Genomic DNA, 26,319 nt, shown 5'->3' on the forward strand with positions numbered 1-26,319 from the left:
GTCGCGACCCGTCCCGACCCGTCATGACCGGTGTCACGGCGCCAGGCGGCTTCGGGAAGCTCCGGTGCCGCGCTCAGCGGCTCGCGCCACCCGTCCGTCCGCCGGTCCGCTCCGCGAGACGACGCGCGTGCCGCGGCCGTCGGCGACCCGGACCTGCAGCGAGCCGCATCCGCAGCGGGTCCACTCCGTGTGGCCCGCCGCGGTGGTGTGCCGGGACAGCACCCGGAACGGCTCGCCCCGGTCCGGCCAGCCGCAGTGCGGGCAGGCGGTGGCGTCGGTGCTGGGCATGGCTGACTCCTCGTACGTCGTGGCTGGTTGACCGTCGCGACACAGCCAGGGTGCGTCCAGCAGTCCGTGCACGTCCAGGTTGACTTTCCGGATGTCACTGTGAAGGCTGGCCTTCATGATTGACCTGCGCCGACTGCACGTCCTGAGGGCGGTCGCCCACTACGGCACGGTCACCGCGGCCGCGAAAGCCCTGCACTTCACCCCGTCCGCCGCCTCCCAGCAGGTTCGGCAGCTCGCCCGGGACCTGGGCGTCGACCTGCTCGAGCCGCAGGGGCGCGGGGTGCGGCTCACCCCGGCCGCCGAGAGCCTGATCGCGCACGCCGACGCCATCCAGGCCCGCTGGGACCAGGCGGAACTGGATCTGCGGGCCGACTGCGGGGCGCCCTCCGGGGTGCTGCGCGTGACCGGCTTCCCGGTGGCCGTCTCGGTGCTGCTGGCGCCGATGGCGGCCCGGCTGGGGGAGCGGCATCCGCGGCTGTCCGTCCGGATCACCGAGGCGGGCGTTCCGGAGAGTTTCGACCTGCTCTTCGAGGGCGGCACCGACCTGGCGGTCGTCGAGGCGACTCCGCACAACCCGCCGCTGAGCGACCCGCGGTTCGACCAGCAGCCGCTGCTCGACGACCCGTTCGACCTCGTCGTACCCGAAGGGCACCGGCTGGCGGGGCGGGCCCGGGTCGATCTCGCCGAGGCGGCGCGGGAGGCGTGGATCGCGCCCGTGGAGGACAGTCCCTGCCGCCCGCACGTCCTCTCCGCGTGTGGCGCGGCCGGGTTCACCCCCGAGGTCGTCCACCACGCCCTCGACTGGAACGTCAGCGCCCACCTCGTGGCCCACCGGCTCGGCGTCGCCCTCATCCCGCGCCTGGCCCATCTGACCCCGCACCTGCCGATCACCCGGGTGCGCTGCGCCGGCAACCCTCACCGCAAGCTCCTGACCTGTACCCGGGGCGGCGTGCACGCCCGGCCGGCGGTGGCGGCGGCCCTGGAGGAACTTCGGGTCCTGGCACCCACGGCGGTCGCCTGAACGGCCCGGGCGACTGCGCGGCGACCCGGCCTCGGGCATGCCGGAGGGGCCGCGGCCGTTGCCGGCCGCGGCCCCTTTCGTGGGCGCGAGGTGAGGACGGTCAGGCCGCGGCGGGCTCCGAGAGGGCACCGTGCAGGCGGGCGATGACCTCGGTCAGCTGCTGGGCGACCTCGGCGTCGTCGGCCGGGTGGGTCTCGGCGAAGCGGGTCACCGAGCCGGGGATGGACAGCTTGATGTCCTCCAGGACCTTGCCGCCGGCCACGCCCACGGACTTGCGGGTCTCGTCGTGCGCCCAGACACCGCCGTACTGGCCGAACGCGGTGCCGATCACGGCGACCGGCTTGCCGCTGAGGGCACCGGCGCCGTACGGGCGGGACAGCCAGTCGATGGCGTTCTTCAGGACGGCCGGGATGGTGCCGTTGTACTCGGGGGTGAAGAGGATCAGGCCGTCCGCGGTGTTCGCGGCCTCGCGCAGCCGCGCGGCGGCGGCGGGGACGCTGCCCTCCACGTCGAGGTCCTCGTTGTAGAAGGGAATCTCGGCGAGCCCCTCGTACAGGTTCACCTCCGCACCTTCGGGGGCGAGCTTGACGGCCGCCTCGGCGAGCTGCCGGTTGTGCGAACCGGCGCGGAGGCTGCCGACGAGGGCGAGGATACGAACGGACATGCTGACTCCCACATCTGAGGCGTTGCTCTGAAAGCTGCTGAAGATCCGGACCGGGGTCCGTTTAACTTTGTAGCATCAAAACCGGACCGTGGTCCAGTTTTCTTCCCGATGCTTTACGCTGGCTTCATGTCCGCCGTCCTGCCCTCCGTTCCGGCGCCCCAGGAGCCCGTCGGCCATCCCGAGCTGGTGCAGCTGGGGGCCGCCCTGGGGGGCGACGAGCCGTGCCTGCGGGCCGACGCCGCGCGCAACCGCGCCCGGCTGCTGGAGGCCGCCGCGCGGCTGGTGGCGGAGCGCGGCGCGGAAGCCGTCACGATGGAGGCGGTGGCCGCCGAGGCCCGCGTCGGCAAGGGCACGGTCTTCCGCAGGTTCGGAGACCGTACCGGCCTCCTGACGGCGCTGCTCGACCACTCGGAGAAGAAGTTCCAGGCCTCGTTCCTCAGCGGACCGCCGCCGCTCGGGCCGGGAGCGCCGCCCGTGGAGCGGCTGCGGGCGTTCGGCTGCGCGATGCTGCGCCGGTCGGCCGAGGACCTGGAGCTCCAGCTGGCCGCCGAGCCGTGCGCGCCCCGCCGCTTCACCAACCCCGCCCGCAGCGTGCTGCGTCACCACGTCGCCGTGCTGCTGCGGCAGGCGGTTCCGGAGGCCGACTGCGAGTTGCTCTCCCACGCGCTGATGGGCCAGCTCGACCCGGCCCTGATCCACCACCTGACCAAGCAGTGCGGTCTGCCCATGGTCCGCCTGGAGGACGCCTGGACCGACCTGGTCGACCGGGTGACGGGTACGGCCCCGACCCGCTGAGGTCCGCTCGCTGATCGCCGTGACCGCTCACGGCTTCCTCACAACTCCCCCGCTTGAGGCGCGCATTGGGGCTTCTGCCAAGATGCCGTACGTCATGGTGCAGATACCGAAAACGCCCGCGCCCCCGTCCCCCGCACCGTCGCGCTCCGTGCCCACGAGCGCCGATGTGGCCCGCCTGGCCGGCGTCTCGCGCGCGACCGTCTCCTACGTCCTCAACAACACCAGCGCCGTACGGATCAGCGAACCCACCCGCCGCCGTGTGCACGAGGCGGCGAAGGAGCTCGGCTACGTACCGCACGCGGCGGCCCGCAGCCTGCGCGCCGGGCACAGCCGCATGGTCCTGATCCCGGCGCCGACCTTCCCCGTCGGCCCGCTCTACAGCCGGTTCCTCAGCGACCTCCAGAACTCGCTCGCCGCCCTCGACTACACGGTCGTGCAGCACGGCACCGGCGACCCGCACGGCGACGAAGCCGCCCGCGCCTGGGCCGAGTTGCGGCCCGTGGCCGTGCTCGTGCCCGGCTCCGGACTCGGCCCGTGCGGAGTGGCGGTGCTCAAGCGCTCGGGGGCGCGGGCCGTGGTCACCCTCGGCCCCGAGACCATCGAGGGCGCGCACGCCCTGCTCATGGACCACGACGTCGTCGGCCACAGCGCGGGCGCCCACCTCTACGACCGCGGCCGGCGGCGGATCGGCGTCGTCGTCCCGCAGGAGCCCGGCCTGGAGACGTTCTCCGCGCCCCGCCTCGACGGCGTGCGCCAGTCCGTGCGCGGCACGGACGCCACGGTGACCGAACTGCCCCTCGCCTACGACGAACAGGCCGCGGCGCGCCTCGCCGCCCGCTGGCGGACCCTGGGCCTGGACGCCGTGTTCACCTACAACGACGAGTACGCGATGCTGCTCATGCGTGCCCTGCTGGACGAGGGCATCCGGATCCCCGAGGAGACGGCCGTGGTCGGCGCCGACGACCTGGTGCTCGGGCGGCTGCTGCGGCCCCGGCTGAGCACGGTCCGTCTGGAGCTGCCCTGCGGCCGTGAACTCGCCGAACTGGTCGACCGCGCGGTACGCAAGCCCGCCACCGAACCCGAGACGCACAAGGTGCTGGGGGCGACGGTGCTGCACCGCGAATCGAGCTGACGCCTCGGCACTCGCCCGGCCGACAGGCGGCGGGGGGCCAGGCTTCGGTGGTGCGGCACGGCTAGGATGTTGCATGCTCAACAAAACGGGGGCGCATTCCTGTGCGGGCCGCGGCACATCGCCGCGCCCGCCCGGCGCGTCCCGCCATGTGACCGCCGAACCGGCCGCGCACATACGGGAGTTACATCAACCCCGTCAGCCGGTGACGATCGATCGGAGAGCCGTCATGCCGTTGCTCGACACCAGGACCTGGCAGCCCCGCCGCCTCTCGGGGCCCGGGTACACCGTGACCGAGCCCGCCACCGGCCAGGCCCTCGGCACCCTCGCCCTGGCCGGCCCGGAGGACGTCGGGGCCGCCGCCGGGCGGGCCGCCACCGCGCAGCGGGAGTGGGCACGCACCCCGCACTTCGCCCGTGCCGCCGTGCTCCGCAAGGCGGGCGACCTGTTCACCGCACACGCCGACGAACTGCGTGAATGGCTCGTCCGCGAATCGGGTTCCGTCCCCGGTAAGGCCGACTTCGAACTGCACGTGGCCGCCCAGGAGTGCTACGAGGCCGCCGCGCTCGCCTCCCGCCCGGCCGGCCAGGTCCTGCCCAGCGAGGCACCGCGTCTGTCGTACACGCGCCGCGTCCCGGCCGGTGTGGTGGGCGTGATCTCGCCGTTCAACGCCCCCCTGATCCTGTCCATCCGCTCCGTCGCACCGGCCCTGGCACTGGGCAACGCCGTCCTGCTGAAGCCGGACCCGCGCACGGCCGTCTGCGGAGGGCTCTCCCTCGCCGCGGTCTTCGCCGCCGCGGGCCTGCCGGAGGAACTGCTGCAGGTGCTCCCCGGCGGCCCGGACGCCGGACAGGCCCTGGTCGCCGACCCGCGCGTGCCGGTCATCTCCTTCACCGGCTCCACGGCCGCCGGACGGGCCGTCGGCGAGGCGGCCGGGCGCCACCTCAAGCGGGCCCACCTGGAACTGGGCGGCAACTCGGCCATGATCGTGCTGGAGGACGCCGACCTCGACGCGGTGATCTCCACGGCCGCCTGGGGCTCGTTCTTCCACCAGGGCCAGATCTGCATGACCACCGGACGCCACCTGGTGCACGCGTCCCTCTACGACGAGTACGTCGAGCGGCTGGCCGCCAAGGCCGACTCACTCGCCGTCGGCGATCCGTACCGGGACCAGGTCCACCTCGGCCCCATCATCGACTCGGGCCAGCTCGGCAAGATCAGCGGCCTGGTCGAGGCCAGCACGGGCGCGGGCGCCAAGCTCGCCGCCGGCGGCACCCACGACAGGCTCTTCTACCGGCCGACGGTCCTCGCTCACGTCGACGACCGCACCCCCGCGTACACGGAGGAGGTCTTCGGCCCCGTCGCGCCGGTCCGCTCCTTCACCACCACCGACGAGGCGGCGGCCCTGGCCGCGCAGAGCCCGTACGGCCTCTCCCTGGGCATCGTCACCAGGGACCCGGCCCGCGGCCTGGACCTCGCCGAACGCATCCCGACCGGAATCGTCCACATCAACGACCAGACCGTGAACGACGAGGCCGTGGCGCCCTTCGGCGGAGTCGGGGCCTCCGGCACCGGCGCCCGCTTCGGCGGTGAGGCCAACCTGGAGGCCTTCACCGACCTGCGCTGGACGACGGTACGCGGAGACGTGGCCCCGTACCCCTTCTAGGTAGGAGGTGGCCGCTCCAGGAGGTTGCCCCTCCGGGGGATGGCCGCTCTTGGGGGTCCGCTCCGGGGGTCCGCTAGCCCGCCTGCTGGCCCTCCTGGGCCTGCTGCTCGGCGATCGACTTGCGCACCTCGTCCATGTCGAGGTTGCGGGCCTGCCCGATGACGTCCGTCAGGGCGGCCTCGGGCAGGGCCCCCGGCTGGGCGAACACGGCGACCTGGTCACGGACGATCATCAGCGTGGGGATGGACTGGATACCGAAGGCCGCGGCCAGCTCGGGCTGCGCCTCGGTGTCCACCTTGCCGAACACCAGGTCAGGGTTCTCACCCGCCGCCTTCTCGTACACCGGGGCGAACTGCTTGCACGGCCCGCACCAGTCGGCCCAGAAGTCGATCAGGACGAACTCGTTGTCCGTGACCGTCTGGTCGAAGTTCTCCTTGGTGAGCTCCACGGTGCTGCTCATGGCGTACATCCCTCTTCCTGCAGTGGGGTCAAGCCGTCGGCACAACACGGCCGACCGGACACGTATTCCGCGCCCCTACCCATGTGGCCAGGGCGCACACCACCCACCAGACTGACCCCATGACGGAAACGGAAACCAACACGTACGACGTCGTGGTGCTCGGTGCCGGGCCCGTGGGGGAGAACGTCGCCGACCGCACCCGCGCCGCCGGACTGACCACCGCGATCGTGGAGAGCGAACTGGTCGGCGGCGAGTGCTCCTACTGGGCGTGCATGCCCAGCAAGGCCCTGCTGCGGCCGGTCATCGCCCGCGCGGACGCCCGCCGCGTGCCGGGCCTGCGCCAGTCGGTGCAGGGCCCCCTCGACGCGTCCGCGGTCCTCGCCCACCGGGACTACTACACCTCCGACTGGAAGGACGACGGCCAGGTCGGCTGGCTCGACTCCATCGGTGCCGACCTCCACCGCGGGCACGGCCGACTCACCGGCCCGCGCACGGTGACCGTCACCGGCCCCGACGGCGGCGAGCGCGTCCTGACCGCCCGGCACGCCGTCGCCGTCTGCACCGGCAGCCGCGCCGCCCTGCCCGGCCTCCCCGGGCTCGACGCCGTCAAGCCGTGGACGAGCCGGGAGGCCACCAGCTCCAAGGCCGTGCCCGGCCGGCTGATCGTGATCGGCGGCGGCGTGGTCGCCACCGAGATGGCCACGGTCTGGCAGGCCCTCGGCTCGCAGGTCACCATGCTGGTCCGCGGCAAGAGCCTGCTCCCCAGGATGGAGCCCTTCGCCGGGGAACTGATCGCCGAGGCGCTCAGCGAGGCCGGAGCGGACGTCCGCACGGGCACCTCGGTGGAGTCGGTGACCCGGGAGAACGGGACGGTCGTGGCCCTCACCGGCACGGGCGAGCGCATCGAGGCCGACGAGATCCTCTTCGCCACCGGCCGCGCCCCGCGCACCGACGACGTCGGCCTGGAGTCGATCGGCCTCGACCCCGGCTCCTGGCTGCCCGTCGACGACAGCCTCCGCGTCACCGGCCACGACTGGCTGTACGCGGTCGGCGACGTGAACCACCGCGCCCTCCTCACCCACCAGGGCAAGTACCAGGCCCGCATCGCGGGCGCCGCCATCGCCGCCCGGGCCACCGGAGAGACCCTCCTCGCCGAACCCTGGGGCGCCCACGCCGCGACCGCCGACCACACGGCCGTCCCCCAGGTCGTCTTCACCGACCCGGAGGCGGCGGCCGTGGGCCTGTCCCTGGCCGAGGCGGAAGAGGCGGGCCACCGGGTGAAGGCCGTCGACGTGGACCTGTCCACCGTCGCCGGAGCCGGCCTGTACGCCGACGGCTACCAGGGCCGCGCCCGCATGGTCGTCGACATCGAGGACGAGATCCTGCGGGGCGTCACCTTCGTCGGCCCCGGCGTCGGCGAACTCATCCACTCCGCGACGATCGCGGTCGCCGGCCGGGTCCCGGTCGGCCGCCTGTGGCACGCCGTCCCGTCGTACCCGACGATCAGCGAGGTGTGGCTGCGGCTGCTGGAGGCCTACCGGGACGCGTGACCTGCCGATCGGTCGGCGCTCCGGGCGGCGCCAGACCCGGGATCACGCGTCGGCGGGCACCATCGGCCCACGGTGGTCGTCGCCCCACAAGTCCTCCTCCGCCAGGTCCTCCTCCGCCTCCGGCAGGAGCGGCACGAGGTCCGGCCGCAGCGCGTCGACGGCGCCCTCGTCGTGCGCGACCATGACGATCGCGCCCGGGTACGTGCCCACCGCGGCCAGGACCTCCGCCCGGGGAGGCCGGGTCCAGGTGGGCGTGGACATGCGGTCACGGCAGCGGAGGCGCCCCGACGGACGCCTCCGCACTCCGGCCGGACGGAACTGCCCGCTACGGCAGCTCGAAGCCCAGCTGCCGCGCCGCCTCCTCCGGTGCCGGCTGCGCCCAGCGCTCCGCCATCGCCTGGCTGGAGGACAGGGAACGCGACTCGGCGCGGTCCAGGTACAGGACACCGTCGAGGTGGTCCGTCTCGTGCTGCACGATCCGGGCCGGCCAGCCCGAGAACACCTCGTCCAGGGCTCGCCCGTGCTCGTCCTGCCCGGTCAGCCGCACCTCGGCGTGCCGCGCCACCACCGCCTGCCAGCCCGGCACGCTCAGGCAGCCCTCGAAGAACCCCGCCCGCACGTCACCGACGGGCTCGTAGGAGGGATTGACCAGGACGCGGAACGGCTGCGGCACCCGCCCGCGGACGAGACGCACCTCCTCCGGTACCGGTGCCGGATCCTCGATCACGGCGATCCGGAGCGGCACGCCGACCTGCGGCGCCGCCAGACCGACCCCGGGCGCCGCGCGCATGGTGATCCGCAGGGCCTCGACGAAGCGGGCCAGCAGGGCGGGCTCCAGCTGACCGTCGAAGGGCTCGGTGACGCGCCTCAACACCGGGTCACCGGCCGCGACGATAGCCAACGGCAGACCCCCGTCCAGGAGTTGCCCGACCCGCTCGGCCAGGGGTGCGCGATCGTCCGGAGTTCCCATCGCGTCAGGATGGCACGACACCCACCGCACCCGCGTGATGCACGTCACATGGGTTCTCCGGGAACTGAACGCCCCGCTGCCCCGACTACTGCACCGCAACGGCCACCGCCGAGACCGCAACGGCCCAGAAGACACCACCCGGAGAAGCCCGCCGATGACCACCGCTCCCTCGACCACCACGGACGAGGCCCCCCAACCAGCCGCCCCGGCACCGTCGAAGAGCACCTGGGCACCCCTGCGCCCGCTGATCCTCCGCCTGCACTTCTACGCCGGGGTGCTGGTGGCGCCCTTCCTCCTCGTCGCCGCTGTCACCGGCCTGCTGTACGCCGGTTCCTTCCAGGCCGAGAAGCTCGTGTACGACCACGAGATGACCGTCCCCGTGGGCGGGGACAAGCTGCCGATCAGCGAGCAGGTGGCCGCCGCCCGCAAGGCCCACCCCGAGGGCACGATCTCGGCCGTCCGCCCCTCACCGGAGGCCGACGCGACGACCAGGGTGATGCTGTCCGGCGTCCCGGGCGTCGGCGAGGGCCACACGCTCGCCGTGTTCGTCGACCCGTACACCGCGAAGGTGCGCGGCTCCCTCGAACAGTACGGCTCGACCGGCGCGCTGCCCCTGCGCACCTGGATCGACGAGTTCCACCGGGATCTGCACCTGGGGGAGACGGGGCGGCTGTACAGCGAGCTGGCGGCCAGCTGGCTGGGGGTCGTCTCGGCGGGCGGACTGGTGCTGTGGTTCTCCCGCCGCCGTGCCCTGCGCAAGGTGCGGGGGACGACGGGGCGACGCCGCACCCTCGGGCTGCACGGCAGTATCGGCGCGTGGGCGGCGGCCGGGTTCTTCTTCCTCTCGGCGACCGGTCTGACCTGGTCGGCCCACGCCGGTGCCCACATCGACGAGTTGCGGACCACGCTGGGCCAGGCCACGCCGTCGGTCTCGGCGTCGGCCGGCGGTGAGCACGACGGCCACGACTCCGCCGCCGGGCAGGCGGGCGACGCCAAGCACGGCGTGGGCCTGGACAAGGTCCTGGCGGCGGCGCGAGCCCAAGGGCTGGGTGACCCGGTGGAGATCGTGCCACCCGCCGACGCGAACTCGGCGTACGTCGTCAGGCAGGTGCAGCGCAGCTGGCCGTCGAAGCAGGACGCCGTCGCCGTCGACCCGGCCGGCGGTCAGGTCGTCGACGTGCTGCGCTTCGCGGACCACCCCGTGCTCGCGAAGCTCACCCGCTGGGGCATCGACCTGCACACCGGCATCCTCTTCGGCCTGGCCAACCAGATCGTCCTGATGCTGCTCGCACTGTCCCTGATCCTGCTGATCGTCTGGGGCTACCGCATGTGGTGGCAGCGCGGCCGGGGCAGCGCCTTCGGCCGCCCGGTCCCGCGCGGCGCCTGGCAGCAGGTCCCACCGCAGATCCTGGTACCGCTGCTCGCGGGCATCGCCGTACTCGGGTACTTCCTGCCCCTGTTCGGCATCCCGCTGGCGGCGTTCCTCGCCGTCGACATCCTGCTGGGGGAGATCGCCCACCGGCGGGGGCGGCGGTCGTACGGGACGCCGGCCGGGTAGCGGAACCCCGGCACACGGATGCCCGGCTCCTGTCGGAGCCGGGCATCTTCGGTCACGGCCCGGGTCGGCGCTCCTCGAAGTCACCCGCGAGCGCCGAGGCGATCCGCAGGTGCGACTCCGCCTCCTCGTGCCGGTTCTGCCGCTGGAGGGTGCGGCCGAGCATCAGCCGGGCATAGTGCTCCACGGGGTCCCGCTCGACGATCGTCCGCAACTCGCCCTCGGCACGGCGAAGTTGGGCGGAGTGGTAGTAGGAGCGCGCCAGGAGCAGCCGGGGCCCGGTCTGCTCGGGCACCTCTTCCACCAGCCCGACCAGGACGCGCGCGGCGGCGGCGTAGTCCTTGGCGTCGAAGAACAGCTGTGCCCGCTCCCAGCGCTCGGCCGGGGTGCCGTGAGCGTAGTACGTCGTGTCCTGCGTGGTGTTCACTCGGGGCCTCCTTCGAGGCCGACAACCGAACCCGCCCGTCCGGTATTCCGCCGGCAGGTGTCAGGGGGATCAGGGGGAGGGCCTGGCGGGCCAGGGCGATGACACGGGGATCGACGAGGGGTGTGGTGGTGGTCGAGGTCATGACTGCTCCGTCTCGTTCTCGCTGAAGGGTTCAAGAGGTCGTCGAGCAGGGGCCCTCAGTTCGCGCGTGAGCTCCCGCCTGCGCGGGCCGTCGAGACCGCCGAGCGGACGGAGGAGCCGCTGGAGGAGTCCGTGGACGACCTGGCTACTGTTTTCAGGGTGCCCGCGGCGCGGCCCGAACGTGACGCTGACGCAGGCCCTCGTGCCGGACTAGGTTGTGCGCCATGAGCAATCTTGAGCGCGAGGCGGCCCCCTCCCTGTGCGGTGGCCGTGGCTTCGTGGTGGCGGAGCCGGTGCGTGAACTCCTCAGCCCGCGCCGTGTGAAGCTGGGCGAGTCGAGCGAGGTCCGCCGGCTGCTGCCCAACCTCGGCCGCCGGATGATCGGCGCCTGGTGCTTCGTCGACCACTACGGTCCCGACGACATCGCCGACGAGCCCGGTATGCAGGTGCCCCCGCACCCTCACATGGGTCTGCAGACCGTGAGCTGGCTGCACGAAGGTGAGGTACTGCACCGCGACTCCACCGGCAGCCTCCAGACGATCCGCCCGCGCGAACTCGGCCTGATGACCTCCGGCCGGGCCATCAGCCACTCGGAGGAGAGCCCGCGCGACCACGCCCGTTTCCTGCACGGCGCACAGCTCTGGGTCGCCCTCCCCGACGCTCACCGCCACACCGAGCCGCGCTTCGAGCACCACGCCGATCTGCCGGTCGTCACCGCACCCGGCCTCACGGCCACGCTGATCCTCGGCGACCTCGACGGCGCCAGCTCACCCGGCACGGCGTACACCCCGATCGTCGGCGCCGACCTGGCCCTGGCCCGGGGCGCGGACGTACGCCTCCCTCTTGAGCGGGACTTCGAGTACGCCGTGCTGTCGATGTCCGGCGAGGCCCGCGTCGACGGCGTCCCCGTCCTCCCCGGCTCCATGCTCTACCTCGGCTGCGGCCGCGGCGAACTGCCCCTGCGTGCGGAGTCCGACGCGAACCTGATGCTCCTGGGCGGCGAGCCGTTCGAGGAGGAACTGATCATGTTCTGGAACTGGATCGGACGGTCGCAGGAGGAGATCGAGCAGGCGCGGCGGGACTGGATGGAAGGGACACGGTTCGGGGAAGTGAAGGGGTACGACGGGGCTCCGCTGCCCGCACCGGAGCTGCCGCCGGGGCCATTGAAACCGCGGGGAAGGCTGCGCTGACCTGGGCGAACGCGTCAGTGGTGGTGGCCCCTGGGTGGAAGGCGATCGGAAAATTCTCACTGCCTTCGACCTGCCTGCCAGAAGGCGTCCAAACAACACCTGGAGACTGGGACCTGAGGTTCCAGACGAAGTAGCACCAGGTGGGAAACAAGTACACGAAGCGGTACACCGAAGAGTCCAAGCGGGACGCGATCGCGCTCGTCGACTCCTCGGGCAAGACGGTCACGGCGGTCGCCCGGGAACTGGGCATCAGCTCCGAGTCCCTGCGCGGCTGGTACCGCAAGGCGAAGGCGGAGCAGGGCGAAGGCGCCCCCGGCGAATTGAGCAGTGCCGAGCGCGAGGAGCTCAAGCGGCTGCGGCGGGAGAACCGCGAGCAGTAGCAGACGATCGAGATCCTGAAAAAGCGACCCGCCTTCTTCGTGAAGGAGAACGACCGGTGAGCGAGTTGTGCCGGTTCATCCACGCGGAGAAGGCGAACCACCCGGTCATTCTGTTGTGCCGGGCGCTGCACGTCGCCCGCTCCTCCTGCTACGCGTGGCGCGAGGGCGAGGCCGCCTGGACGCCCTCGACATGGCCTACGGCCGAGGGAACCTGGAGCCCGGCTGGGTGATCCACAGTGACCGCGGCAGCGAGTACACCTCGACTCAATTCTGCGCGCGGATACGTGACTTGGGGCTGCGAAACAGCTGCGGACGCACGGGATCATGCTTCGACAACGCGGCCGCCGAGAGTTTCTGGGCCCTGCTAAGGAAGAGATCGGCACCCGCATCCGGCCCGACCGGGCCACCGCCCGCGCCGAGGCCTTCACCTTCATCGAGACCTTTTACAACCGCCGCCTGCGCAAGCGCAAGACCTTCGGCTGCCTCACCCCGGCCGAGATCAGGCAGCGGCATCAACACGCCCTCACGGCATAACCAACGAGTGTCCAAGGTTACGGGGAAACTTCACCTTCGCCCTTGACCCAACCGCCGGCCGGGCGGCGGTCGACCCACTGGTCGAGGAGGGCGAACGCCGCGGCACCGTCTTCGTCATCAGCCAGGACAGCTCGCTCTTCGTTCCTGTGACTCCTTCGTCCGAGCGTGAACGCCCGCCGGTCAGGCGGTCGCTCTGTACTGGGCCTGCCGTACCGGTCGAACACTTGGGCCCCTGCCCACCGGTCGGCCATGCTGCCATGGCCTTCGTGCCTGCGTGTGCCGGGCTCCTCAGAGCGCTTGCCAGACCCGGGTCAGCGCCGACGTGGTGAGGACCTGGTCCGGATGCCCCTGCCCGGCGAGGCGGCCGTCCTGGAGCAGGAGGCAGGCGTCCGCCGCGCGCGCGACCTCCAAGTCGTGCGTTGCCTGGACGACCGTCACGCCGTCGGCGACGAGCGCCGTCAGCAGTGCCCCGATCCGATACCTTGCCTCCGGATCCAGGCCGGTGGTCGGCTCGTCGAGAAGCAGCAGGTCCGATTCCTGCGCCAGCCCCTGGGCGATGAGCGCACGTTGACGCTGCCCGCCCGACAGCTCGCCCAGTTGACGTGAGGCGAGGTCGCCGATGCCGAGCCGGTCGAGCGCCGCGTCCACGGTCGCGTGGTCCCGTGCGGTCAGCCGGCGCCACGGCCCGCGCTCGCCCCAGCGCCCCATCTCAACGGTTTGCCGAACGGTGAGCGGGAGGGTGTCGCCGACTGCTCCGCATTGCGGTACGAAGGCGGGCGGTCGATCGCCGGTGCGGAGGAGATCGCCAGATGTCGGCTTGATCACACCGGCGAGCACACCCAGCAGGGTCGACTTGCCGCTGCCGTTCGGACCGACCAGCACCGTCGTGGTCAACGCGGTTATCTCCGCGCTGACTCGATGGAGTACTGGGCGTCCTGGATAGCCGGCGCACAGCCCCGAGAAGCGGAGGTGAGCGGGCCGTTCGATGGGAGGGCCGGGAGAGGGGCGCGGTGTTTTGAACATGATTTTCATTGTAGTGTCCTGGGTATGGAATGGTTGACGGTCCCGTTCGAGGTGACCTTCGTGCAGCGGGCCCTTTGGGGCGGGATGCTCGTCTCCGCCATCTGCGCGCTGGCGGGCACCTGGGTGGTGCTAAGGGGGATGGCCTTCCTCGGTGACGCCATGTCCCACGGGCTGCTTCCGGGCGTCGCGGTGGCCGCGCTCCTCGGGGGGAATCTGATGGTGGGCGCGGTGGTCAGTGCCGCCGTCATGACGGCCGGTGTCACCGCGCTCGGCCGTACGCCGAGGCTGTCGCAGGACACCGGCATAGGGCTGCTGTTCGTCGGCATGCTCTCGCTCGGAGTGATCATCGTGTCGCGCTCGCAGTCCTTCGCCGTCGACCTGACCGGGTTCCTCTTCGGTGACGTCCTCGCCGTCAGGCAGCAGGACCTCCTCGTGCTCGCTGCGGCGTTGCTCGCCGCGCTGGTGGTGTCGGTGCTCGGTCACCGTGCCTTCCTGGCCCTGGCGTTCGACTCGCGCAAGGCCCACACCCTGGGGCTGCGGCCGCGCCTGGCTCACGCCGTGCTCCTCGGCCTGCTCGGTCTGGCGATCGTCGCCTCGTTCCACATCGTCGGAACGCTGCTCGTCCTCGGACTGCTCATCGCACCACCGGCGGCCGCCCTGCCCTGGGCCCGCTCCGTGCGCGGGGCCATGGTGCTCGCCGCCCTGCTCGGCGCCTTGGCCACATTCGGCGGCTTGTTGATGTCCTGGCATCTGAGCACCGCTGCCGGAGCGACTGTCTCGGCCCTCGCGGTGAGCCTGTTCTTCCTCTCCCACGTGCTGTCCGGGCTGCGTGACCGCCGTACGCGTCACGCCCACGCCCCCGTACTCGAAGCCAACTGAAAGAAGCCAGAGGCGATCGTCATGACCGTCCGCAGAAACGTCACTCCGTGGGCATCGGCCGCACTGGTGCTCACCGCGCTTCTCACCACGAGTTGCGCGGGAGAGAAGAACAACGCTCCACGACCCGCCGCGAGTTCCCCGTCCGCCACCCCGCACGGGTACGTCGAGGGAGCCCAGGAGGCCGCCGAGCAGCAGTCACGGCTCCTCCTGAACGACCCCGACAGCGGAAACACCAGGATCCTCGACCTCGTCACCGGCAAGGTGCACAGGACGGCCCAGGTGAAGGGCGCCGTTCGGTTGGGGACGGACGGCAGGTTCGGCTACCTCCATGCCCCAGGCGGCACGCAGGTGCTCGACAGCGGCGCCTGGATGGTGGACCACGGGGACCACGTCCACTACTACAGCGCGGCGACACGGGACGTGGGTGAGCTCCCTGCGGGCAGCCGAGCCCAGGTACGCAGCGACATCGCCGTGACCGCGGTGACCGGCGAGAACGGTCGCACCGTCCTGTACGACCGCAGCAGGTTGGAGAAGGGGGAGATCACATCTCCTCGGACGCTGCAAGGCACTTACGACGGTGCCGTCCTGCCGTACGAGGAACACCTGCTCGCCTTCGAGAACAAGGGTGGCACCACCGAGCTCGTCGTCCTCGACCGCAAGGGCGAGCGCGTCGCCTCCCCGGACGTGACGTGCGAAGAGCCGCGAGGGGACGCCGTCACCCGACGCGGCGTGATCCTCGGCTGCGCCGGCGGCGCCCTGCTCGTCCGGGCGCAGGGCGGCTCCTTCACCGCCGAGGAGATCCCCTACGGGCAGGACGTCCCGGCGCAGGAACGAGCCACCGCCTTCCGCCATCGACCCGGCAGCGACACCCTCACCGCCCCGGCCGGAGACGACGCGGTCTGGGTCCTCGACGTGACGGAGCGGACCTGGAAGCGAGTGGACACCGGACCGGTCGTCGCGGCCAACACAGCCGGAGAGGGCTCCCCGCTGCTCGTTCTGGAGAACGACGGCTCGGTGCACGGCTATGACATCGCAACCGGAAAGCAGACGGCACGGACCAAGTCGCTGCTGACGGAAGAGGAAGGGGCCGGCGCAGACGGCAGGTCCCCCGTCATCGAGGTCGACCGCAGCCGCGCCTACGTCAACGACCCTGAGGGCAAGAAGGTGTTCGAGATCGACTACAACGACGGCCTGCGCATCGCGCGCTCCTTCGACCTGGACGTCAAGCCCGTTCTCATGGCGGAGACCGGACGATGAGCCGAACCGAGGTGAAGCAGCGCGCGAGGGTGGGCATCGCACGCCTGCGGCATCTGCTCGCGGGCATGCTCGCCCTCGTGACAGCCGTGACCGCCACCGCATGCACTACCGGCGATGACCGGCCCAGCATCGTCGTCACGACCAACATCCTCGGCGACGTCACCCGCGAGATCGTCGGCGACGAAGCCGACGTCACCGTCCTGATGAAGCCCAACGCCGACCCGCACTCCTTCGGTCTGTCGGCGGTGCAGGCCGCCGAGCTGGAGCAGGCCGACCTGGTCGTCTACAACGGCCTGGGTCTGGAGGAGAACGTACTGCGACACGTGGACACCGCCCGCGAGTCCGGTGTCGCCACCTTCGCGGCCGGCGAGGCGGCCGACCCGCTCACCTTCCACGCGGCCGACGACGGCGGCCCCGAGGGCGAGAAGGGGCAACCCGATCCGCACTTCTGGACAGACCCCGACCGGATGCGCAAGGTCACCGGTTTGCTGGCCGACCAGGTCATCGAGCACGTCGACGGCGTGGAGTCCGGAACGATACGCGCCAACGCCGACCGCTACGCGAAGCAACTCACCGGCCTCACCGCCTGGATGGAGAAGTCTTTCGCCCGCGTTCCCTCAGGCAAGCGGGCCCTGGTCACCAACCACCACGTCTTCGGCTATCTCGCCGACCGCTTCGGCTTCGAGGTGATCGGAGCGGTCATTCCCAGCGGCACCACGCTGGCCTCTCCCAGCTCCTCGGACCTGCGCTCCCTCACCGAGGCGATGAAGACAGCAGGCGTACGCACCGTCTTCGCCGACTCCTCCCAGCCCAAGCGGCTCGCCGAGGTACTGCGAACGGAGATGGGCGGCGGGGTTCGCGTCGTCGAGCTCTACTCGGAGTCCCTGACGGCGAAGGGCGAGGGCGCCGACACCTACCTGCGGATGATGCGCGCCAACGCCACCGCCATGGTCACTGGCCTGGCCGGCGACTGACCCTTCGAGTCCCCCGGCACACCGGTCATCGGGCGCCGCCCGCCATACCACCTCAAACCGCCACTGCGCGGTGCAGAAAGGAACATACTGATGAACAAGTCGATACGCGGCACAGCCCTCACGGGCACGGCACTGGCCTTGGCGGTCTCCTCGGTTCTGACCGCCTGCGGCGGAGAGGGCTCTTCCTCCACCGATACCAAGTCCGACGGAACCGCGAGCGCCACGCCCGCGGTGGCCGTCAAGGATCCGCTGGTAGCCACCTTCGACGGCGGCCTGTACATCCTCGACGGCGAGAGCCTGAAGCTCGCCAAGACCATCGACCTGCCCGGCTTCAACCGGGTCAACCCCGCGGGCGACGAGGACCACGTCGTCGTCTCCTCCGGCAGCGGATTCCGTGTCCTGGACGCCACCGACCAGGCCCTCACCGATATCGAGTACAAGGGCGCCAAGCCCGGTCACGTTGTACGTCACGCCGGAAAGACCGTGCTCTTCACGGACGGCACCGGAAAGGTCAACGTCTTCGACCCCACCGCCCTGAGCAGTGGCAAGAAGCCGGAAGGGCGTACCTACACCTCTGCCGAGCCGCACCACGGTGTCGCCATCGAACTGGCCGACGGCAAACTCGTGAGCACCCTGGGCACCGAGGAGAAGCGCACCGGCGCGCTGGTGCTGGACAAGAACAACCAGGAGGTCGCGCGCAACGAGGACTGCCCCGGTGTCCACGGCGAGGCCGCCGCCAAGAACGAGGCCATCGGCATCGGCTGCGAGGACGGCATCCTGATCTACAAGGACGGCAAGTTCACCAAGATCGACGCCCCCGACGACTACGGCCGCATCGGCAACCAGGCCGGCAGCGACGCCTCGCCGATCCTCCTGGGTGACTACAAGACCGACCCCGAGGCCGAGCTGGAGCGGCCCACCCGCATCTCGCTCATCGACACCGACAAGAAGAAGCTGCGCCTGGTCGACCTGGGCGCCAGCTACTCCTTCCGTTCGCTGGGCCGTGGCCCGCACGGCGAGGCCCTGGTTCTCGGGACCGACGGCGCCCTCCACGTCATCGACCAGAACACCGGCAAGATCGAGAAGAAGATCCCCGCCGTGGGCAAGTGGCAGGAGCCGCTGGACTGGCAGCAGCCCCGGCCCACCTTGTTCGTCCGCGGGCACGTCGCGTACGTCTCCGAGCCCAGCAAGAAGGTGCTGCACGCGATCGACCTGGAGAAGGGGAAGAAGATCACCTCTGTCACCCTGCCGGAGAGCACCAACGAGCTGTCGGGCGTCGTCCCCGGACACTGACTCCTCCACGTCCCCTCGCAGCCGTGGCCTTCGCGCCGCGGCGGCGAGGGGACACCGCTACCACCCGCCCCGCGGGACCGGAATCGGCAGCCGGCCACGACAGGAGAAGCGGCGTACGGACCTATGTGTGGCGCGGTACCGGGCAACGGGCAACGCCCCTGCGGGCGGCGGCCCTTCCCGCCGCCTGGAGTGTGCCGGCCCGCACAGGCCGTCACCGCCCCACGGGATCGCCGTCGGCACCGTCGTTCCGGACGCGCAGTGTCATGTGGCCGCCGTGATGCAGAGGTGTGGTCAGCCGCGGACGGGTCGCCTCGTGGCCTGTCTCCGCGTCGATGATGTGCACCTCGCCGTGGCCGCCCCGGGTGACGGCGATCCAGTCGGAGCCCGGTGAGGCGGCCACCGCTCGGCGTTGGACCCCTTCCCAAGGGGTGCCACCGCGACGCGGAGCGCCGTCCATGGCCGGCAGGGGACAGCGGCGCACGACGTCGGCGCCGACAAGGATCAGTTCGTCGCCGTCGGGGTGGACACGGGTGAAGGCGGTATGCCGCCGGGCGAGGGCCAGCCGGAAGACGAGTCCGGGACCGAGGTCCGTGAGTACTGTGCGGCCGGTTGTCGGATCGTGGTGCCATGCTTGGTTGGTCCAATCCGGCCATCGCAGCGGGTCCGGGTCGCCGCCGCGCAGCGTGGTCCACAGCGACTGTCGGCGGGTGTCGAGCCGGAGGTACCAGCCCCGGGCTGGCGATCCCCAGGGAATGATCGCCTCGGCGGCGAGCGCGTCGCCCTTCCTCCGGGCCCGGTGCACTCCTTCGCTCGTGGCTGCGAACACGCGCTCCGAGGCGGGTGCTTGTGCGTCCCCGTGTCCGTCGTCCGGCAGCGGCAGGAGCGCGTGAGGTGTGACCGGAGGGCAGCCGGGTGGAGCCGCGAGGAGATCCATGAACCGGTGAACCGCCAGCGCACCGGGCTCCCGGTGCCGCAGTACGACCAGCGGGTCGCCCTCGCCCAGGACCGTCACGCCCGGTTCACCGACGCGCGTGCGAACCCGCGCGGCTTCCCCGGTGGCCAGGTCGAGGACCGTCAGCAGGTCCGTCCACGGTTCGCTGTTCTTGCCGAGGCCGGTGGTGACGGCCAGTCGGCGGCCGGACGGGTCGCAGGCGAGGTGCTCGGCCGGCACGGCGACCGGGACCGTACGCTCTACGAGCTTCTCGGCGAAGGGGTCGAGCACCAGCAGTTCCCCGCGGCGGTCGTCGACGCAGGCCACCCGCCCTCCCGGGAGTGCCAGGAACCCGGCGTGCTCGGAGAGATGACGGCCGGTGAGGCGTCCTGCGACGGCGCCGTCCGGCACGGTCAGCAGGTGTACTGCTCCGGCCACGTGGTCGGAGACGAGCAGGACGGGTGTGGCAGCAGGCATGAGTCCTCCAGAAACCGGTCTGGTGAAAACGATTATCATGTATCTTCGGTGCGTTCCCGGTACCTGAAAAGAAGCGAGGGCATCGATGCTGCGCTCATCGTCGAGATTTGTTCGCAGTTGGATCGCCGTAGCGGCGGTGGGTTCCGTTCTGGTCGGCTGCGGCTCGTCCTCCGAAGAACCCGCGAGCGACAAGGCCAAGCCCGCGGCGAAGACGGAGGTGACCGTCGAACCCATCAAGGCGTCGACGGAGTTGACCGACACCAACGGCGTCAAGGTCTCCTTGAAGAAGGAGCCCGAGCGGATCGTCTGCCTCTTCGCCCTGTGCGACGACATCCTGACGGAACTGGGCATCGTGCCCACGGCCACCAACAGCGCGTTGCTCGCCCACCCGGACTTCCTGGGGGAGGAGAAGGCCAAGGAGGTGGACGTCATCCCCGGCGGATTCATCGCCCCCGAGGTGGAAGCGATCCTCTCCCACAAGCCCGATCTCGTGATCGGCCTCGGGGACACCCACGGCAAGCTAGCCCCGGCGCTCAAGGGAGCCACCACGTTCTGGGCCATGCAGCCCGAGACGTGGCAGGACAGCGTGGGCTACCTGCGCGACGTCGCCGCGCTCACCGGCCGCACCGCCCAGGGGGAGAAGGCGGAGAGGACCTTCCGGGCGAAGCTCGCCGAGGCCGAGGAGGCCCCGAGCGAGAAGACCGCGCTCATCATCTACGGCAGTGATGAGAACTTCGGCGTCGCGACGCCGGAAGGTGACGTGGCCGCCAGTTTGTTCCCCAAGATCGCCGACTACCCGTGGAAGTCCCGCGGTGTGGAGGGCAGTTACAGCCTTGAAGAGATCCTCGCCAGGGACGTCGACGTGCTGTTCGTCGAGACGCTGAGCTTCGGCGACGCGGACGGCAAGCTGTCGGAGAAGCTGGCCGAGAATCCGCTCTGGGGCAAGATCCCGGCCGTGAAGAACGGTGACGTCCACGAGGTGAACTCAGAGGTGTGGGCCAAGGGGCGCGGCACCCGCTCGCTGGGCATCGTCCTCGACGAGGCCACGGCCGCGCTGCGGTGAGGAAGTCTCTCCCGGTGCCCGCCGCGGCCGATCGCGCCGCGGCGGGCGGAGAGCGGCCGTCGGGCGGTGCGCGGAGGTGGCAACCGCCTCTGGTGGTCGTACTGCTGGCCGTCTTCTCGTTCTGCGCGCTCAGTCTCGGCACCCCCTACGTCCCACCGCACCGGCTGGTCGCCGCGGTGCTGGACGGGGACACCACCCTCGCCGGGATCGTCGTGACCGAACTCCGCGTGCCCCGCCTGCTGCTGGCGTTGGTCGCCGGAGCCTGTCTGGGGGCGGCCGGACTGGTGCTCCAGGAGGCGCTGCGCAATCCCCTGGCGGTGCCGGAGATGCTGGGAGTGTCGTCCGGGGCCGCGCTGGGGGTGGCCGCGCCGCTGGTGCTGAGCCTGTCGTTGCCCGCCGCCGTCCAGCCGCTGCTGGCCATCGGCGGGGCCGCGCTCGGAGGCGGGCTCACGCTGCTCGTCGCCGGGCTCGGCCGCAGTCCGTCCGCGGTGCTGCTGACCGGCGCGGCGGTGGCGGCCGCGTTGCAGGCGGCGTTGCTCGTCCTGATGGTCATGGCCGACCAGCTGGATCTCCAGCTGATCTACCGCTACCTACTCGGTTCGCTCTCCGCCCGGACGTGGGAAGACGTGACGGGCCTGTGGCCGTGGCTGCTCGTAGCGGTGCCCGCTCTGGTGCTGTGCGCACCGGTGCTGTCGGTGCTGCGGCTGGGTGACGAGGACGCGGAGGCGCTCGGTGTGCGAGCTCAGCGCGCCCGGCTGGCCGCGCTGGCCATCGCCGTGGTGCTGATCGCCCCGGTGACGGCCGTGTGCGGGCCCGTCGCGTGGGTGGGGTTCCTCGCCCCACACCTCAGCCGCTGGTTCGATCCCTCGGCCGGGGCGGTGCGCTGGCTCCCGTGGTCCGCGGCCTGGGGCGCTGTCGTCGTAGTGGTCGCCGATGTCCCGGCCAGGTTGGCGCTGGCACCCGTGGAGACGCCTGCCGGCGCCTGGACCGCCCTGCTGGGGGTGCCGGCCGGCGTCGCGCTGATGCGGTCGGGTGGCCGCCGCCGGGCGGTCCGGCGGGGACCGGCCGCTCCGGCCGCGGCGCGCGAGCCGCTGCCCGGACCGCGGAAGACGGCTTCCGGTGCGGCGGACGAAGTCCCTCACGCCAGCGCGTCGAATCACCTTCGCCGGGACGACCCCGGGTGCGGCGGGCCCGGCGACACCTCCGCGCCACCTCTCAGGACGACCAGTGCGGAGGACGTACGGTGACCCGGCGTTTCACGGCGCTCGCGGCACTGGCCGTCGTCTGCGCCGGAGTGGAAGTGGTGGCCGGGCGCGGCATGTCCCCCGGTGTGGTCTGGGACGTCCTCAACGGTGGCGGTGACGCGACGGAACGCCACATCCTGTTCCAACTGCGCCTGCCGAGGCTGCTGGTGGCCCTCGGCGCGGGCGCCTGCCTGGCCGTGGCAGGGCTGGTCCTGCAGTCCGCCCTGCGTAATCCCCTGGCGGGGCCGGAGGTGACGGGCGTGACCCCGGGGGCGGTGCTCGGTGCCGTCACCGCGACCGCTCTGGGACTCGCCGGGTGGGATTCGCCCCTGGCCGTGGTCCTCGCCGCGTGCGCGGGCGGGTGTGCCGGAGCGGCGCTGCTGTGGCTGCTCGCCGGCCGCGGGCGCGGTGATCCCGCGCAGACCGCCGTGCACGGCGTGCTGGTGTCGGCGGTGCTCGGCGGGATCACCGCCATGGTGCTGCTGGTGGAGCCGGGCGAACTCGGCAGCGTGGTCCAGTGGCTGGTGGGCACCACGGAGGGCCGGGTGTGGGAGCACTGGCACCTGCTGTGGCCGTGGGCGCTCGTCTGGGTGGTCGCGGCGTGGCTGCTGGCCGGGCCGTTGACCCTGCTGCGTTGTGGCGACGACATAGCCCTGGCCGCCGGCCTGGCCGCCCGCCGGGCCCGGACCCTGGCCCTGCTGTGCGCGGTTGCGCTGACGGCGGGCGCGGTGGCCGCCGTCGGGGCGCTGGGCTTCGTGGGACTGCTCGTTCCCCACCTGGCCGTGGCCGTCTTCGGCGCGGACCTGCGCCGGAGCCTTCCCGGCGCCGCCCTGGTGGGCGCGGTGGTGGTGTGCGGGGCGGACGCGGCGGCGCAGTTGTCCTCGCGGCTGCTGGCGACGGCGCTCGACTCCGGGCGGCTCACGCTGCCGGTCGGAGCGCTCACCGCGTGCCTCGGCGCCGCGTTGCTGCTGGTCGTCGTGCGCCGCACGCCGAGCCGTACGTTCTGACGTCGAATTGAGGACAGAGCATGACCGAGTCCGTGGGGATCCACGTCGAGGGGGTCCACTTCGGCTACCCCGGACGGCCCGTGCTGCGGGGCGTCGACATGACCGTCCGGCCGGGCGAACTGACGGCGCTGATAGGCCTGAACGGCTGCGGCAAGTCGACCCTGCTGCGGCTGGCCGCCGGGCTGCTGCAACCCGGCCAGGGGCGTGTGCTGCTCGGCGGCGACGACCTCGCCCGGCTCTCCAGACGCGCCACGGCACGGAGGGTGGCGTTGCTGCAGCAGTCCGCCCCGAGCGTCCCGGGTATGACGGTCAGCCACCTCGTCCGGCAAGGACGGTACGCGGCACGCGGCCCGCTGGGCATGCTGCGGGAGGGCGACGACCCCGTCGTGCGCCGGGCGCTGCGCGACGTCGGTGTGGAGGAGTGGGCCGACCGTGACGTCGACGCGCTGTCCGGGGGCGAGCGGCAGCGGGTCAGGCTCGCGATGGCGCTCGCTCAGGACACCCGGGTCCTGCTGCTCGACGAGCCGACCACTTACCTGGACCTGCACCATCAACTCGACGTGCTGCAGACCGTGGTGCGCCTGCGCGAGGAACGCGGGCTCACCGTGGTGATGGTGCTGCACGACCTGGCTCACGCGGCCCGGTTCGCCGAACGCATCGTCGCCCTGCGCGACGGCCGTGTGGTGGCCGACGGGACGCCGAAGGAGGTCGTGACACCGGGATTGCTGGCGGACGTGCTGAAGGTGGCCGGCCGGGTCGGTCAGGACCCGGAGGGGGGCTGGCCGGTGTGTTACCCAGATCACCCTCTCCCCGCTCTAGAATATGAAAATCAGATTCATTAGATTGTGGCCACGGCGCTCATCCGAACGCCGTATCTCCCTGCTGATGAAGGAGAGTTCATGGACAACGAGCAGGTCTTCACGCCCATCGCCGACCCGGGCCAGCTGGCTCACGACTCGGCCTCTCACTCCAACGCGCTCGTCGAGAACCCCTTCGAGGACACCGAGGAGTAAGCAAGGGCCTCACCGCCCTCGACCGTGGGCCCGCCCGATGCCTTCCGGGCGGGCCCACACCCGTCCCAGATCCCGTCGACAGGAGGAACGCCGTGTCCCGCAGCCGACTAGTCCCCGGTGCCGAGGTCGTCGCCGTGCCCGGGCGGGGGCTCGCCGTCCGTACCCCGGAAGGGGAGTTCTTCAGCGTCAGGACGGCAGACGCGGACGAGGACGCCCTGCTCTCCCTGCTCACGGGCGGGACCGCAGCCCCGGTGGACGAGGGACTGGAGCGCGTGGTGCGGGCGTTCGAGGCGGCCGGCTATCTGGCGGAAGGGCCGCGGCACTCGCTGTGGCCCGCCGCTCGCCGGGACATCCGGATCCTCGGCGACCCGCTGCTGACCGAACCGCTCGCCGTCCAGCTGGCCGCCCTGGGTGCGCGGCCGCGCACGACTTCGGCCGTGACCGCCTCCGACAGATCACCGGTGGGTATCGAGGACCTGCTCGACGGAAACCCCTCCGCGGTGGTGTGGTGCCTGGACGGGCCCGTGCCGGACGGGTTGTGGGACGCCGCCGACCGTTTGCCCGAGCACGGCGTCGCGTGGCTGCGCTGCCACCGAGAGGGCTGGCAGGCGTATGTCGAGCCGGTGGCCGCCGCTCCTGGAGACGTCACCTCGGCGCACGTCCGGTCCCGTCGGCTCGCCGCCACGCCCGCTCACCGCGAACTGGCCGCGTACTGGAGCGGACCGCGTACGTCCGGTGCACCGGTCCGGCTCGCCGTGCCCGCCGCAACGCTGCTCACGGCACTGCTCTCGGACGATCTCAGCCGGTGGGCCACCGACGCCCCCGCTGCGGCCGGCCTCCCGGCGCGGCGCCGTCTCCGACGGGTGGACCTGCGCACGCTCACCGTCACCGAGCACCCCGTCCTCCCGGTGCCCGACGTCGCACCGATGCCGAAGAAGGACGGATGACGGCGTTCAGTACGGCTGCGGGGGAACTCGCCACGGACGTCCGACTCCCGGCCGGCGACGGCCCCTTTCCGGCCGTCCTGGTGCGCACCCCCTACGACCGGGCCCGGCACAGGGCCGAGGCGCGCGGCTGGGCCCGCCGCGGGTTCGCCGCCGTCGTCCAGGACGTGCGGGGCCGGTTCGAGTCGCCGGGGGAGTGGCGCCCGTACGAGAACGAGGCCGTCGACGGAGCGGCGACCGTGCGCTGGATCCGGCGGCAGCCGTGGAGCGACGGCCGGCTGGTGGCCGTCGGAGCCTCCTACGCCGCCCACTGCGCCCTCGTCCTCGCCCTCGACGTGCCCGAGGACGCCCGGCCCGACGCCGTCATCGCGGCCGTGCCCGCCCTCGGGCCCGCGGAGACCGCGCGCGAGGCGTCCGGAGTGGAGCGGCTGCTGTCCCGCGCCGGATGGTGGGCCGCCCACGGTGACCGGCGGGACTCCGACGAGAGCGCGCTGGACAAGGCCCTCGCCGCTGACCCGGGACTGCTCACCCATCTGCCGCTGACCGCCCTTCCCGAGCGGCTGGGCCGCGGCCTGCCCTCCTGGGCGGGCCTGTGGCGGCACCGCGACCGCGGCCGTCTGGTATCGCGGGCGGTGCGCGCCGCCGTGCCCCTGCTCGCGGTGGGCGGCCACCACGACCACTTCACCGAGGACACCGTCGCGCTGTGGCATTCCTGGGGCGGACGCTCGGCCCGGATGCTGCTGGGCCCCTGGAGGCACGGTCTCGTCACCGCGCCCGGCCCCGACGCCGGTCCGGCCCACCGGTTGAACCTCGGCGAGCTGTACGTGCGCTGGGCCCGCCGGGCCCTGACCGGCGAACTCGCCCCCGGCCACCATGGCGCCCAAGGGCTGGGCGGCGCCGACCTGTGGCTGCCCGCCCGCACCGAGGGCGAACCGCGCACGCCACGCACGCGACTGTTGCACGGCTCCGTCTTCACCGCCGACCCCGGCAAGCCCGTCCGTTCCGACTACCTGACCGTCCCCACCGACGGCCCGCCCGACCGCTGCCTGCTGGTCACGCCGCCGCTGCCGCGTCCGCTCGACGTGATCGGCCCCGTGAGCGTGCACCTGCGGGCCACGGCCCACAGCCCGTCCGCCGACTGGGCCGCCCGGCTCGTCGCGCTCACGCCGGAAGGGAGCGCCGAGCAGCTCGCCGTCGGCGTCGTCCGGCGCGCCGAACCGGCCGGTAGTGAGGCCGAGTTCACCGTCGGCCTCGGCCGGCTCGCCCGTCGGCTGCCGGGCGGAACGCGGCTGCGTCTGGAGATCGCCGGCCACCATTTCCCGGCCCACGTCCGCAACCCCCACACCGGGGAAGACCCCGTGACGGCCGGCCGGCTGCTCGCCTCCCGGCGGCAGGTCGACCCGGACAGCGTGGTGCTGACACTGCCTGTGCTCCCGTCCCGTCC

29 protein-coding genes are annotated in these 26,319 nt (G+C 72.0%); 21 read left to right on the top strand and 8 right to left on the bottom strand.

The window, feature by feature from the left end:
* Positions 1–33: 33 nt before the first annotated feature.
* A complete protein-coding gene (locus tag C1J00_RS12845) occupies positions 34–288 on the bottom strand; it encodes a hypothetical protein (protein ID WP_102909200.1) in 255 nt (84 codons plus the stop codon).
* A gap of 115 nt (positions 289–403) precedes the next feature.
* Between C1J00_RS12845 and C1J00_RS12850 the strand changes: the two genes are divergently transcribed.
* Positions 404–1,309, top strand: a complete 906-nt coding sequence (locus C1J00_RS12850) for a LysR family transcriptional regulator (RefSeq protein WP_102909179.1) — start codon at positions 404–406, stop codon at positions 1,307–1,309.
* 100 nt (positions 1,310–1,409) lie between these two features.
* Here C1J00_RS12850 and C1J00_RS12855 read toward each other — a convergent pair whose 3' ends face one another.
* Positions 1,410–1,973 carry an NAD(P)H-dependent oxidoreductase gene (locus tag C1J00_RS12855; RefSeq protein WP_102909180.1) on the bottom strand — a complete coding sequence of 188 codons (564 nt, stop codon included), beginning with the start codon at positions 1,971–1,973 and terminating at the stop codon, positions 1,410–1,412.
* A gap of 126 nt (positions 1,974–2,099) precedes the next feature.
* Between C1J00_RS12855 and C1J00_RS12860 the strand changes: the two genes are divergently transcribed.
* From C1J00_RS12860 to C1J00_RS12870, 3 genes are all read left to right on the top strand, one after another.
* Positions 2,100–2,768: a TetR/AcrR family transcriptional regulator gene (locus C1J00_RS12860; protein WP_102909201.1), complete on the top strand. Its 669-nt coding sequence runs from the start codon at positions 2,100–2,102 to the stop codon at positions 2,766–2,768.
* A gap of 82 nt (positions 2,769–2,850) precedes the next feature.
* A complete protein-coding gene (locus C1J00_RS12865) occupies positions 2,851–3,900 on the top strand; it encodes a LacI family DNA-binding transcriptional regulator (RefSeq protein ID WP_439333398.1) in 1,050 nt (349 codons plus the stop codon).
* Positions 3,901–4,126: 226 nt separating this feature from the next.
* Positions 4,127–5,563, top strand: coding sequence for a benzaldehyde dehydrogenase (locus C1J00_RS12870; protein ID WP_102909181.1), 1,437 nt, complete (start codon positions 4,127–4,129; stop codon positions 5,561–5,563).
* A gap of 73 nt (positions 5,564–5,636) precedes the next feature.
* Here C1J00_RS12870 and trxA read toward each other — a convergent pair whose 3' ends face one another.
* Positions 5,637–6,023, bottom strand: coding sequence for a thioredoxin (trxA, locus tag C1J00_RS12875; RefSeq protein ID WP_062930599.1), 387 nt, complete (start codon positions 6,021–6,023; stop codon positions 5,637–5,639).
* A gap of 119 nt (positions 6,024–6,142) precedes the next feature.
* Here trxA and C1J00_RS12880 point away from each other — a divergent pair, with 119 nt between their 5' ends.
* Positions 6,143–7,573, top strand: a complete 1,431-nt coding sequence (locus C1J00_RS12880; protein ID WP_102909182.1) for a dihydrolipoyl dehydrogenase family protein — start codon at positions 6,143–6,145, stop codon at positions 7,571–7,573.
* Positions 7,574–7,615: 42 nt separating this feature from the next.
* On the opposite strand, the gene C1J00_RS12885 is transcribed toward C1J00_RS12880, so the two are convergent.
* Positions 7,616–7,834 (bottom strand): hypothetical protein, encoded by a 219-nt coding sequence (locus tag C1J00_RS12885; RefSeq protein WP_500691472.1) that lies wholly within the window; start codon positions 7,832–7,834, stop codon positions 7,616–7,618.
* Between the two features lie 64 nt (positions 7,835–7,898).
* Positions 7,899–8,543, bottom strand: a complete 645-nt coding sequence (locus C1J00_RS12890) for a peptide deformylase (protein ID WP_102909203.1) — start codon at positions 8,541–8,543, stop codon at positions 7,899–7,901.
* Positions 8,544–8,697: 154 nt separating this feature from the next.
* On the opposite strand from C1J00_RS12890, the gene C1J00_RS12895 reads away from it, so the two are divergent.
* Entirely contained in the window at positions 8,698–10,101 is a 1,404-nt protein-coding gene (locus C1J00_RS12895; RefSeq protein WP_102909183.1) for a PepSY-associated TM helix domain-containing protein, read from the top strand.
* A gap of 52 nt (positions 10,102–10,153) precedes the next feature.
* Here the strand turns inward: C1J00_RS12895 and C1J00_RS12900 are convergent, their stop codons facing one another.
* Positions 10,154–10,525, bottom strand: coding sequence for a tetratricopeptide repeat protein (locus tag C1J00_RS12900; protein WP_102909184.1), 372 nt, complete (start codon positions 10,523–10,525; stop codon positions 10,154–10,156).
* A 365-nt stretch (positions 10,526–10,890) separates the two neighbouring features.
* Here C1J00_RS12900 and C1J00_RS12905 point away from each other — a divergent pair, with 365 nt between their 5' ends.
* From C1J00_RS12905 to C1J00_RS45885, 4 genes are all read left to right on the top strand, one after another.
* The gene (locus tag C1J00_RS12905; protein WP_102909185.1) at positions 10,891–11,856 is read left to right on the top strand and encodes a pirin family protein; all 966 of its coding nucleotides are present in this window, start codon (positions 10,891–10,893) and stop codon (positions 11,854–11,856) included.
* A 140-nt stretch (positions 11,857–11,996) separates the two neighbouring features.
* Positions 11,997–12,236, top strand: coding sequence for a transposase (locus C1J00_RS12910; protein WP_102909186.1), 240 nt, complete (start codon positions 11,997–11,999; stop codon positions 12,234–12,236).
* A 56-nt stretch (positions 12,237–12,292) separates the two neighbouring features.
* Entirely contained in the window at positions 12,293–12,466 is a 174-nt protein-coding gene (locus C1J00_RS45240) for a hypothetical protein (protein WP_180989530.1), read from the top strand.
* 94 nt (positions 12,467–12,560) lie between these two features.
* On the top strand, positions 12,561–12,770 hold the full coding sequence (locus tag C1J00_RS45885) for a hypothetical protein (protein ID WP_219728346.1): 210 nt from the start codon (positions 12,561–12,563) through the stop codon (positions 12,768–12,770).
* 288 nt (positions 12,771–13,058) lie between these two features.
* Here C1J00_RS45885 and aztA read toward each other — a convergent pair whose 3' ends face one another.
* A complete protein-coding gene (gene aztA, locus C1J00_RS12920; protein ID WP_102909188.1) occupies positions 13,059–13,802 on the bottom strand; it encodes a zinc ABC transporter ATP-binding protein AztA in 744 nt (247 codons plus the stop codon).
* Between the two features lie 15 nt (positions 13,803–13,817).
* Between aztA and aztB the strand changes: the two genes are divergently transcribed.
* The 4 genes from aztB (at position 13,818) to aztD (ending at position 18,196) form a co-directional block, all read left to right on the top strand.
* Positions 13,818–14,672: a zinc ABC transporter permease AztB gene (aztB, locus tag C1J00_RS12925; protein ID WP_102909189.1), complete on the top strand. Its 855-nt coding sequence runs from the start codon at positions 13,818–13,820 to the stop codon at positions 14,670–14,672.
* A gap of 21 nt (positions 14,673–14,693) precedes the next feature.
* Positions 14,694–15,929 (top strand): hypothetical protein, encoded by a 1,236-nt coding sequence (locus C1J00_RS12930; RefSeq protein WP_102909190.1) that lies wholly within the window; start codon positions 14,694–14,696, stop codon positions 15,927–15,929.
* Positions 15,926–16,903: a zinc ABC transporter substrate-binding protein AztC gene (gene aztC, locus C1J00_RS12935; protein WP_102909191.1), complete on the top strand. Its 978-nt coding sequence runs from the start codon at positions 15,926–15,928 to the stop codon at positions 16,901–16,903. The genes C1J00_RS12930 and aztC overlap by 4 nt, the downstream gene beginning before the upstream one ends.
* A 90-nt stretch (positions 16,904–16,993) precedes the next feature.
* A complete protein-coding gene (gene aztD / locus C1J00_RS12940; protein ID WP_102909192.1) occupies positions 16,994–18,196 on the top strand; it encodes a zinc metallochaperone AztD in 1,203 nt (400 codons plus the stop codon).
* A 211-nt stretch (positions 18,197–18,407) separates the two neighbouring features.
* Here aztD and C1J00_RS12945 read toward each other — a convergent pair whose 3' ends face one another.
* Positions 18,408–19,604, bottom strand: coding sequence for a YncE family protein (locus C1J00_RS12945; protein ID WP_102909193.1), 1,197 nt, complete (start codon positions 19,602–19,604; stop codon positions 18,408–18,410).
* Between the two features lie 85 nt (positions 19,605–19,689).
* Between C1J00_RS12945 and C1J00_RS12950 the strand changes: the two genes are divergently transcribed.
* From C1J00_RS12950 to C1J00_RS12975, 7 genes are all read left to right on the top strand, one after another.
* On the top strand, positions 19,690–20,667 hold the full coding sequence (locus tag C1J00_RS12950) for an ABC transporter substrate-binding protein (protein WP_102909194.1): 978 nt from the start codon (positions 19,690–19,692) through the stop codon (positions 20,665–20,667).
* A gap of 92 nt (positions 20,668–20,759) precedes the next feature.
* Positions 20,760–21,914 carry a FecCD family ABC transporter permease gene (locus tag C1J00_RS12955; RefSeq protein WP_102909195.1) on the top strand — a complete coding sequence of 385 codons (1,155 nt, stop codon included), beginning with the start codon at positions 20,760–20,762 and terminating at the stop codon, positions 21,912–21,914.
* Entirely contained in the window at positions 21,911–22,918 is a 1,008-nt protein-coding gene (locus tag C1J00_RS12960) for a FecCD family ABC transporter permease (protein WP_102909196.1), read from the top strand. The genes C1J00_RS12955 and C1J00_RS12960 overlap by 4 nt, the downstream gene beginning before the upstream one ends.
* Before the next feature lie 20 nt (positions 22,919–22,938).
* The gene (locus C1J00_RS12965; protein WP_102909197.1) at positions 22,939–23,760 is read left to right on the top strand and encodes an ABC transporter ATP-binding protein; all 822 of its coding nucleotides are present in this window, start codon (positions 22,939–22,941) and stop codon (positions 23,758–23,760) included.
* A 57-nt stretch (positions 23,761–23,817) separates the two neighbouring features.
* A complete protein-coding gene (gene amiA / locus C1J00_RS46715) occupies positions 23,818–23,931 on the top strand; it encodes a streptamidine family RiPP (RefSeq protein ID WP_240958231.1) in 114 nt (37 codons plus the stop codon).
* A 92-nt stretch (positions 23,932–24,023) separates the two neighbouring features.
* Positions 24,024–24,878, top strand: coding sequence for a hypothetical protein (locus C1J00_RS12970; protein ID WP_102909198.1), 855 nt, complete (start codon positions 24,024–24,026; stop codon positions 24,876–24,878).
* Positions 24,875–26,319 (top strand): CocE/NonD family hydrolase (locus tag C1J00_RS12975; protein WP_102909199.1); only part of this gene is annotated, 1,445 nt, incomplete at its 3' end. The genes C1J00_RS12970 and C1J00_RS12975, both read left to right, overlap by 4 nt.

This window comes from Streptomyces cahuitamycinicus (assembly GCF_002891435.1).
GTDB lineage: Bacteria > Actinomycetota > Actinomycetes > Streptomycetales > Streptomycetaceae > Streptomyces > Streptomyces cahuitamycinicus.

Coding starts and splice junctions, on each gene's coding strand:
- C1J00_RS12945 (WP_102909193.1), bottom strand. CDS start 19,604: ATGCCTGCTGCCACACCCGTCCTGCTCGTCTCCGACCACGTGGCCGGA.
- amiA (WP_240958231.1), top strand. CDS start 23,818: ATGGACAACGAGCAGGTCTTCACGCCCATCGCCGACCCGGGCCAGCTG.
- C1J00_RS12850 (WP_102909179.1), top strand. CDS start 404: ATGATTGACCTGCGCCGACTGCACGTCCTGAGGGCGGTCGCCCACTAC.
- C1J00_RS12905 (WP_102909185.1), top strand. CDS start 10,891: ATGAGCAATCTTGAGCGCGAGGCGGCCCCCTCCCTGTGCGGTGGCCGT.
- C1J00_RS12895 (WP_102909183.1), top strand. CDS start 8,698: ATGACCACCGCTCCCTCGACCACCACGGACGAGGCCCCCCAACCAGCC.
- C1J00_RS12855 (WP_102909180.1), bottom strand. CDS start 1,973: ATGTCCGTTCGTATCCTCGCCCTCGTCGGCAGCCTCCGCGCCGGTTCG.
- C1J00_RS12950 (WP_102909194.1), top strand. CDS start 19,690: ATGCTGCGCTCATCGTCGAGATTTGTTCGCAGTTGGATCGCCGTAGCG.
- aztC (WP_102909191.1), top strand. CDS start 15,926: ATGAGCCGAACCGAGGTGAAGCAGCGCGCGAGGGTGGGCATCGCACGC.
- C1J00_RS12885 (WP_500691472.1), bottom strand. CDS start 7,834: ATGTCCACGCCCACCTGGACCCGGCCTCCCCGGGCGGAGGTCCTGGCC.
- C1J00_RS12965 (WP_102909197.1), top strand. CDS start 22,939: ATGACCGAGTCCGTGGGGATCCACGTCGAGGGGGTCCACTTCGGCTAC.
- aztA (WP_102909188.1), bottom strand. CDS start 13,802: ATGAAAATCATGTTCAAAACACCGCGCCCCTCTCCCGGCCCTCCCATC.
- C1J00_RS12865 (WP_439333398.1), top strand. CDS start 2,851: ATGCCGTACGTCATGGTGCAGATACCGAAAACGCCCGCGCCCCCGTCC.
- C1J00_RS12890 (WP_102909203.1), bottom strand. CDS start 8,543: ATGGGAACTCCGGACGATCGCGCACCCCTGGCCGAGCGGGTCGGGCAA.
- aztD (WP_102909192.1), top strand. CDS start 16,994: ATGAACAAGTCGATACGCGGCACAGCCCTCACGGGCACGGCACTGGCC.
- C1J00_RS12860 (WP_102909201.1), top strand. CDS start 2,100: ATGTCCGCCGTCCTGCCCTCCGTTCCGGCGCCCCAGGAGCCCGTCGGC.
- C1J00_RS12845 (WP_102909200.1), bottom strand. CDS start 288: ATGCCCAGCACCGACGCCACCGCCTGCCCGCACTGCGGCTGGCCGGAC.
- trxA (WP_062930599.1), bottom strand. CDS start 6,023: ATGAGCAGCACCGTGGAGCTCACCAAGGAGAACTTCGACCAGACGGTC.
- C1J00_RS45885 (WP_219728346.1), top strand. CDS start 12,561: ATGCTTCGACAACGCGGCCGCCGAGAGTTTCTGGGCCCTGCTAAGGAA.
- aztB (WP_102909189.1), top strand. CDS start 13,818: ATGGAATGGTTGACGGTCCCGTTCGAGGTGACCTTCGTGCAGCGGGCC.
- C1J00_RS12880 (WP_102909182.1), top strand. CDS start 6,143: ATGACGGAAACGGAAACCAACACGTACGACGTCGTGGTGCTCGGTGCC.
- C1J00_RS12870 (WP_102909181.1), top strand. CDS start 4,127: ATGCCGTTGCTCGACACCAGGACCTGGCAGCCCCGCCGCCTCTCGGGG.
- C1J00_RS12930 (WP_102909190.1), top strand. CDS start 14,694: ATGACCGTCCGCAGAAACGTCACTCCGTGGGCATCGGCCGCACTGGTG.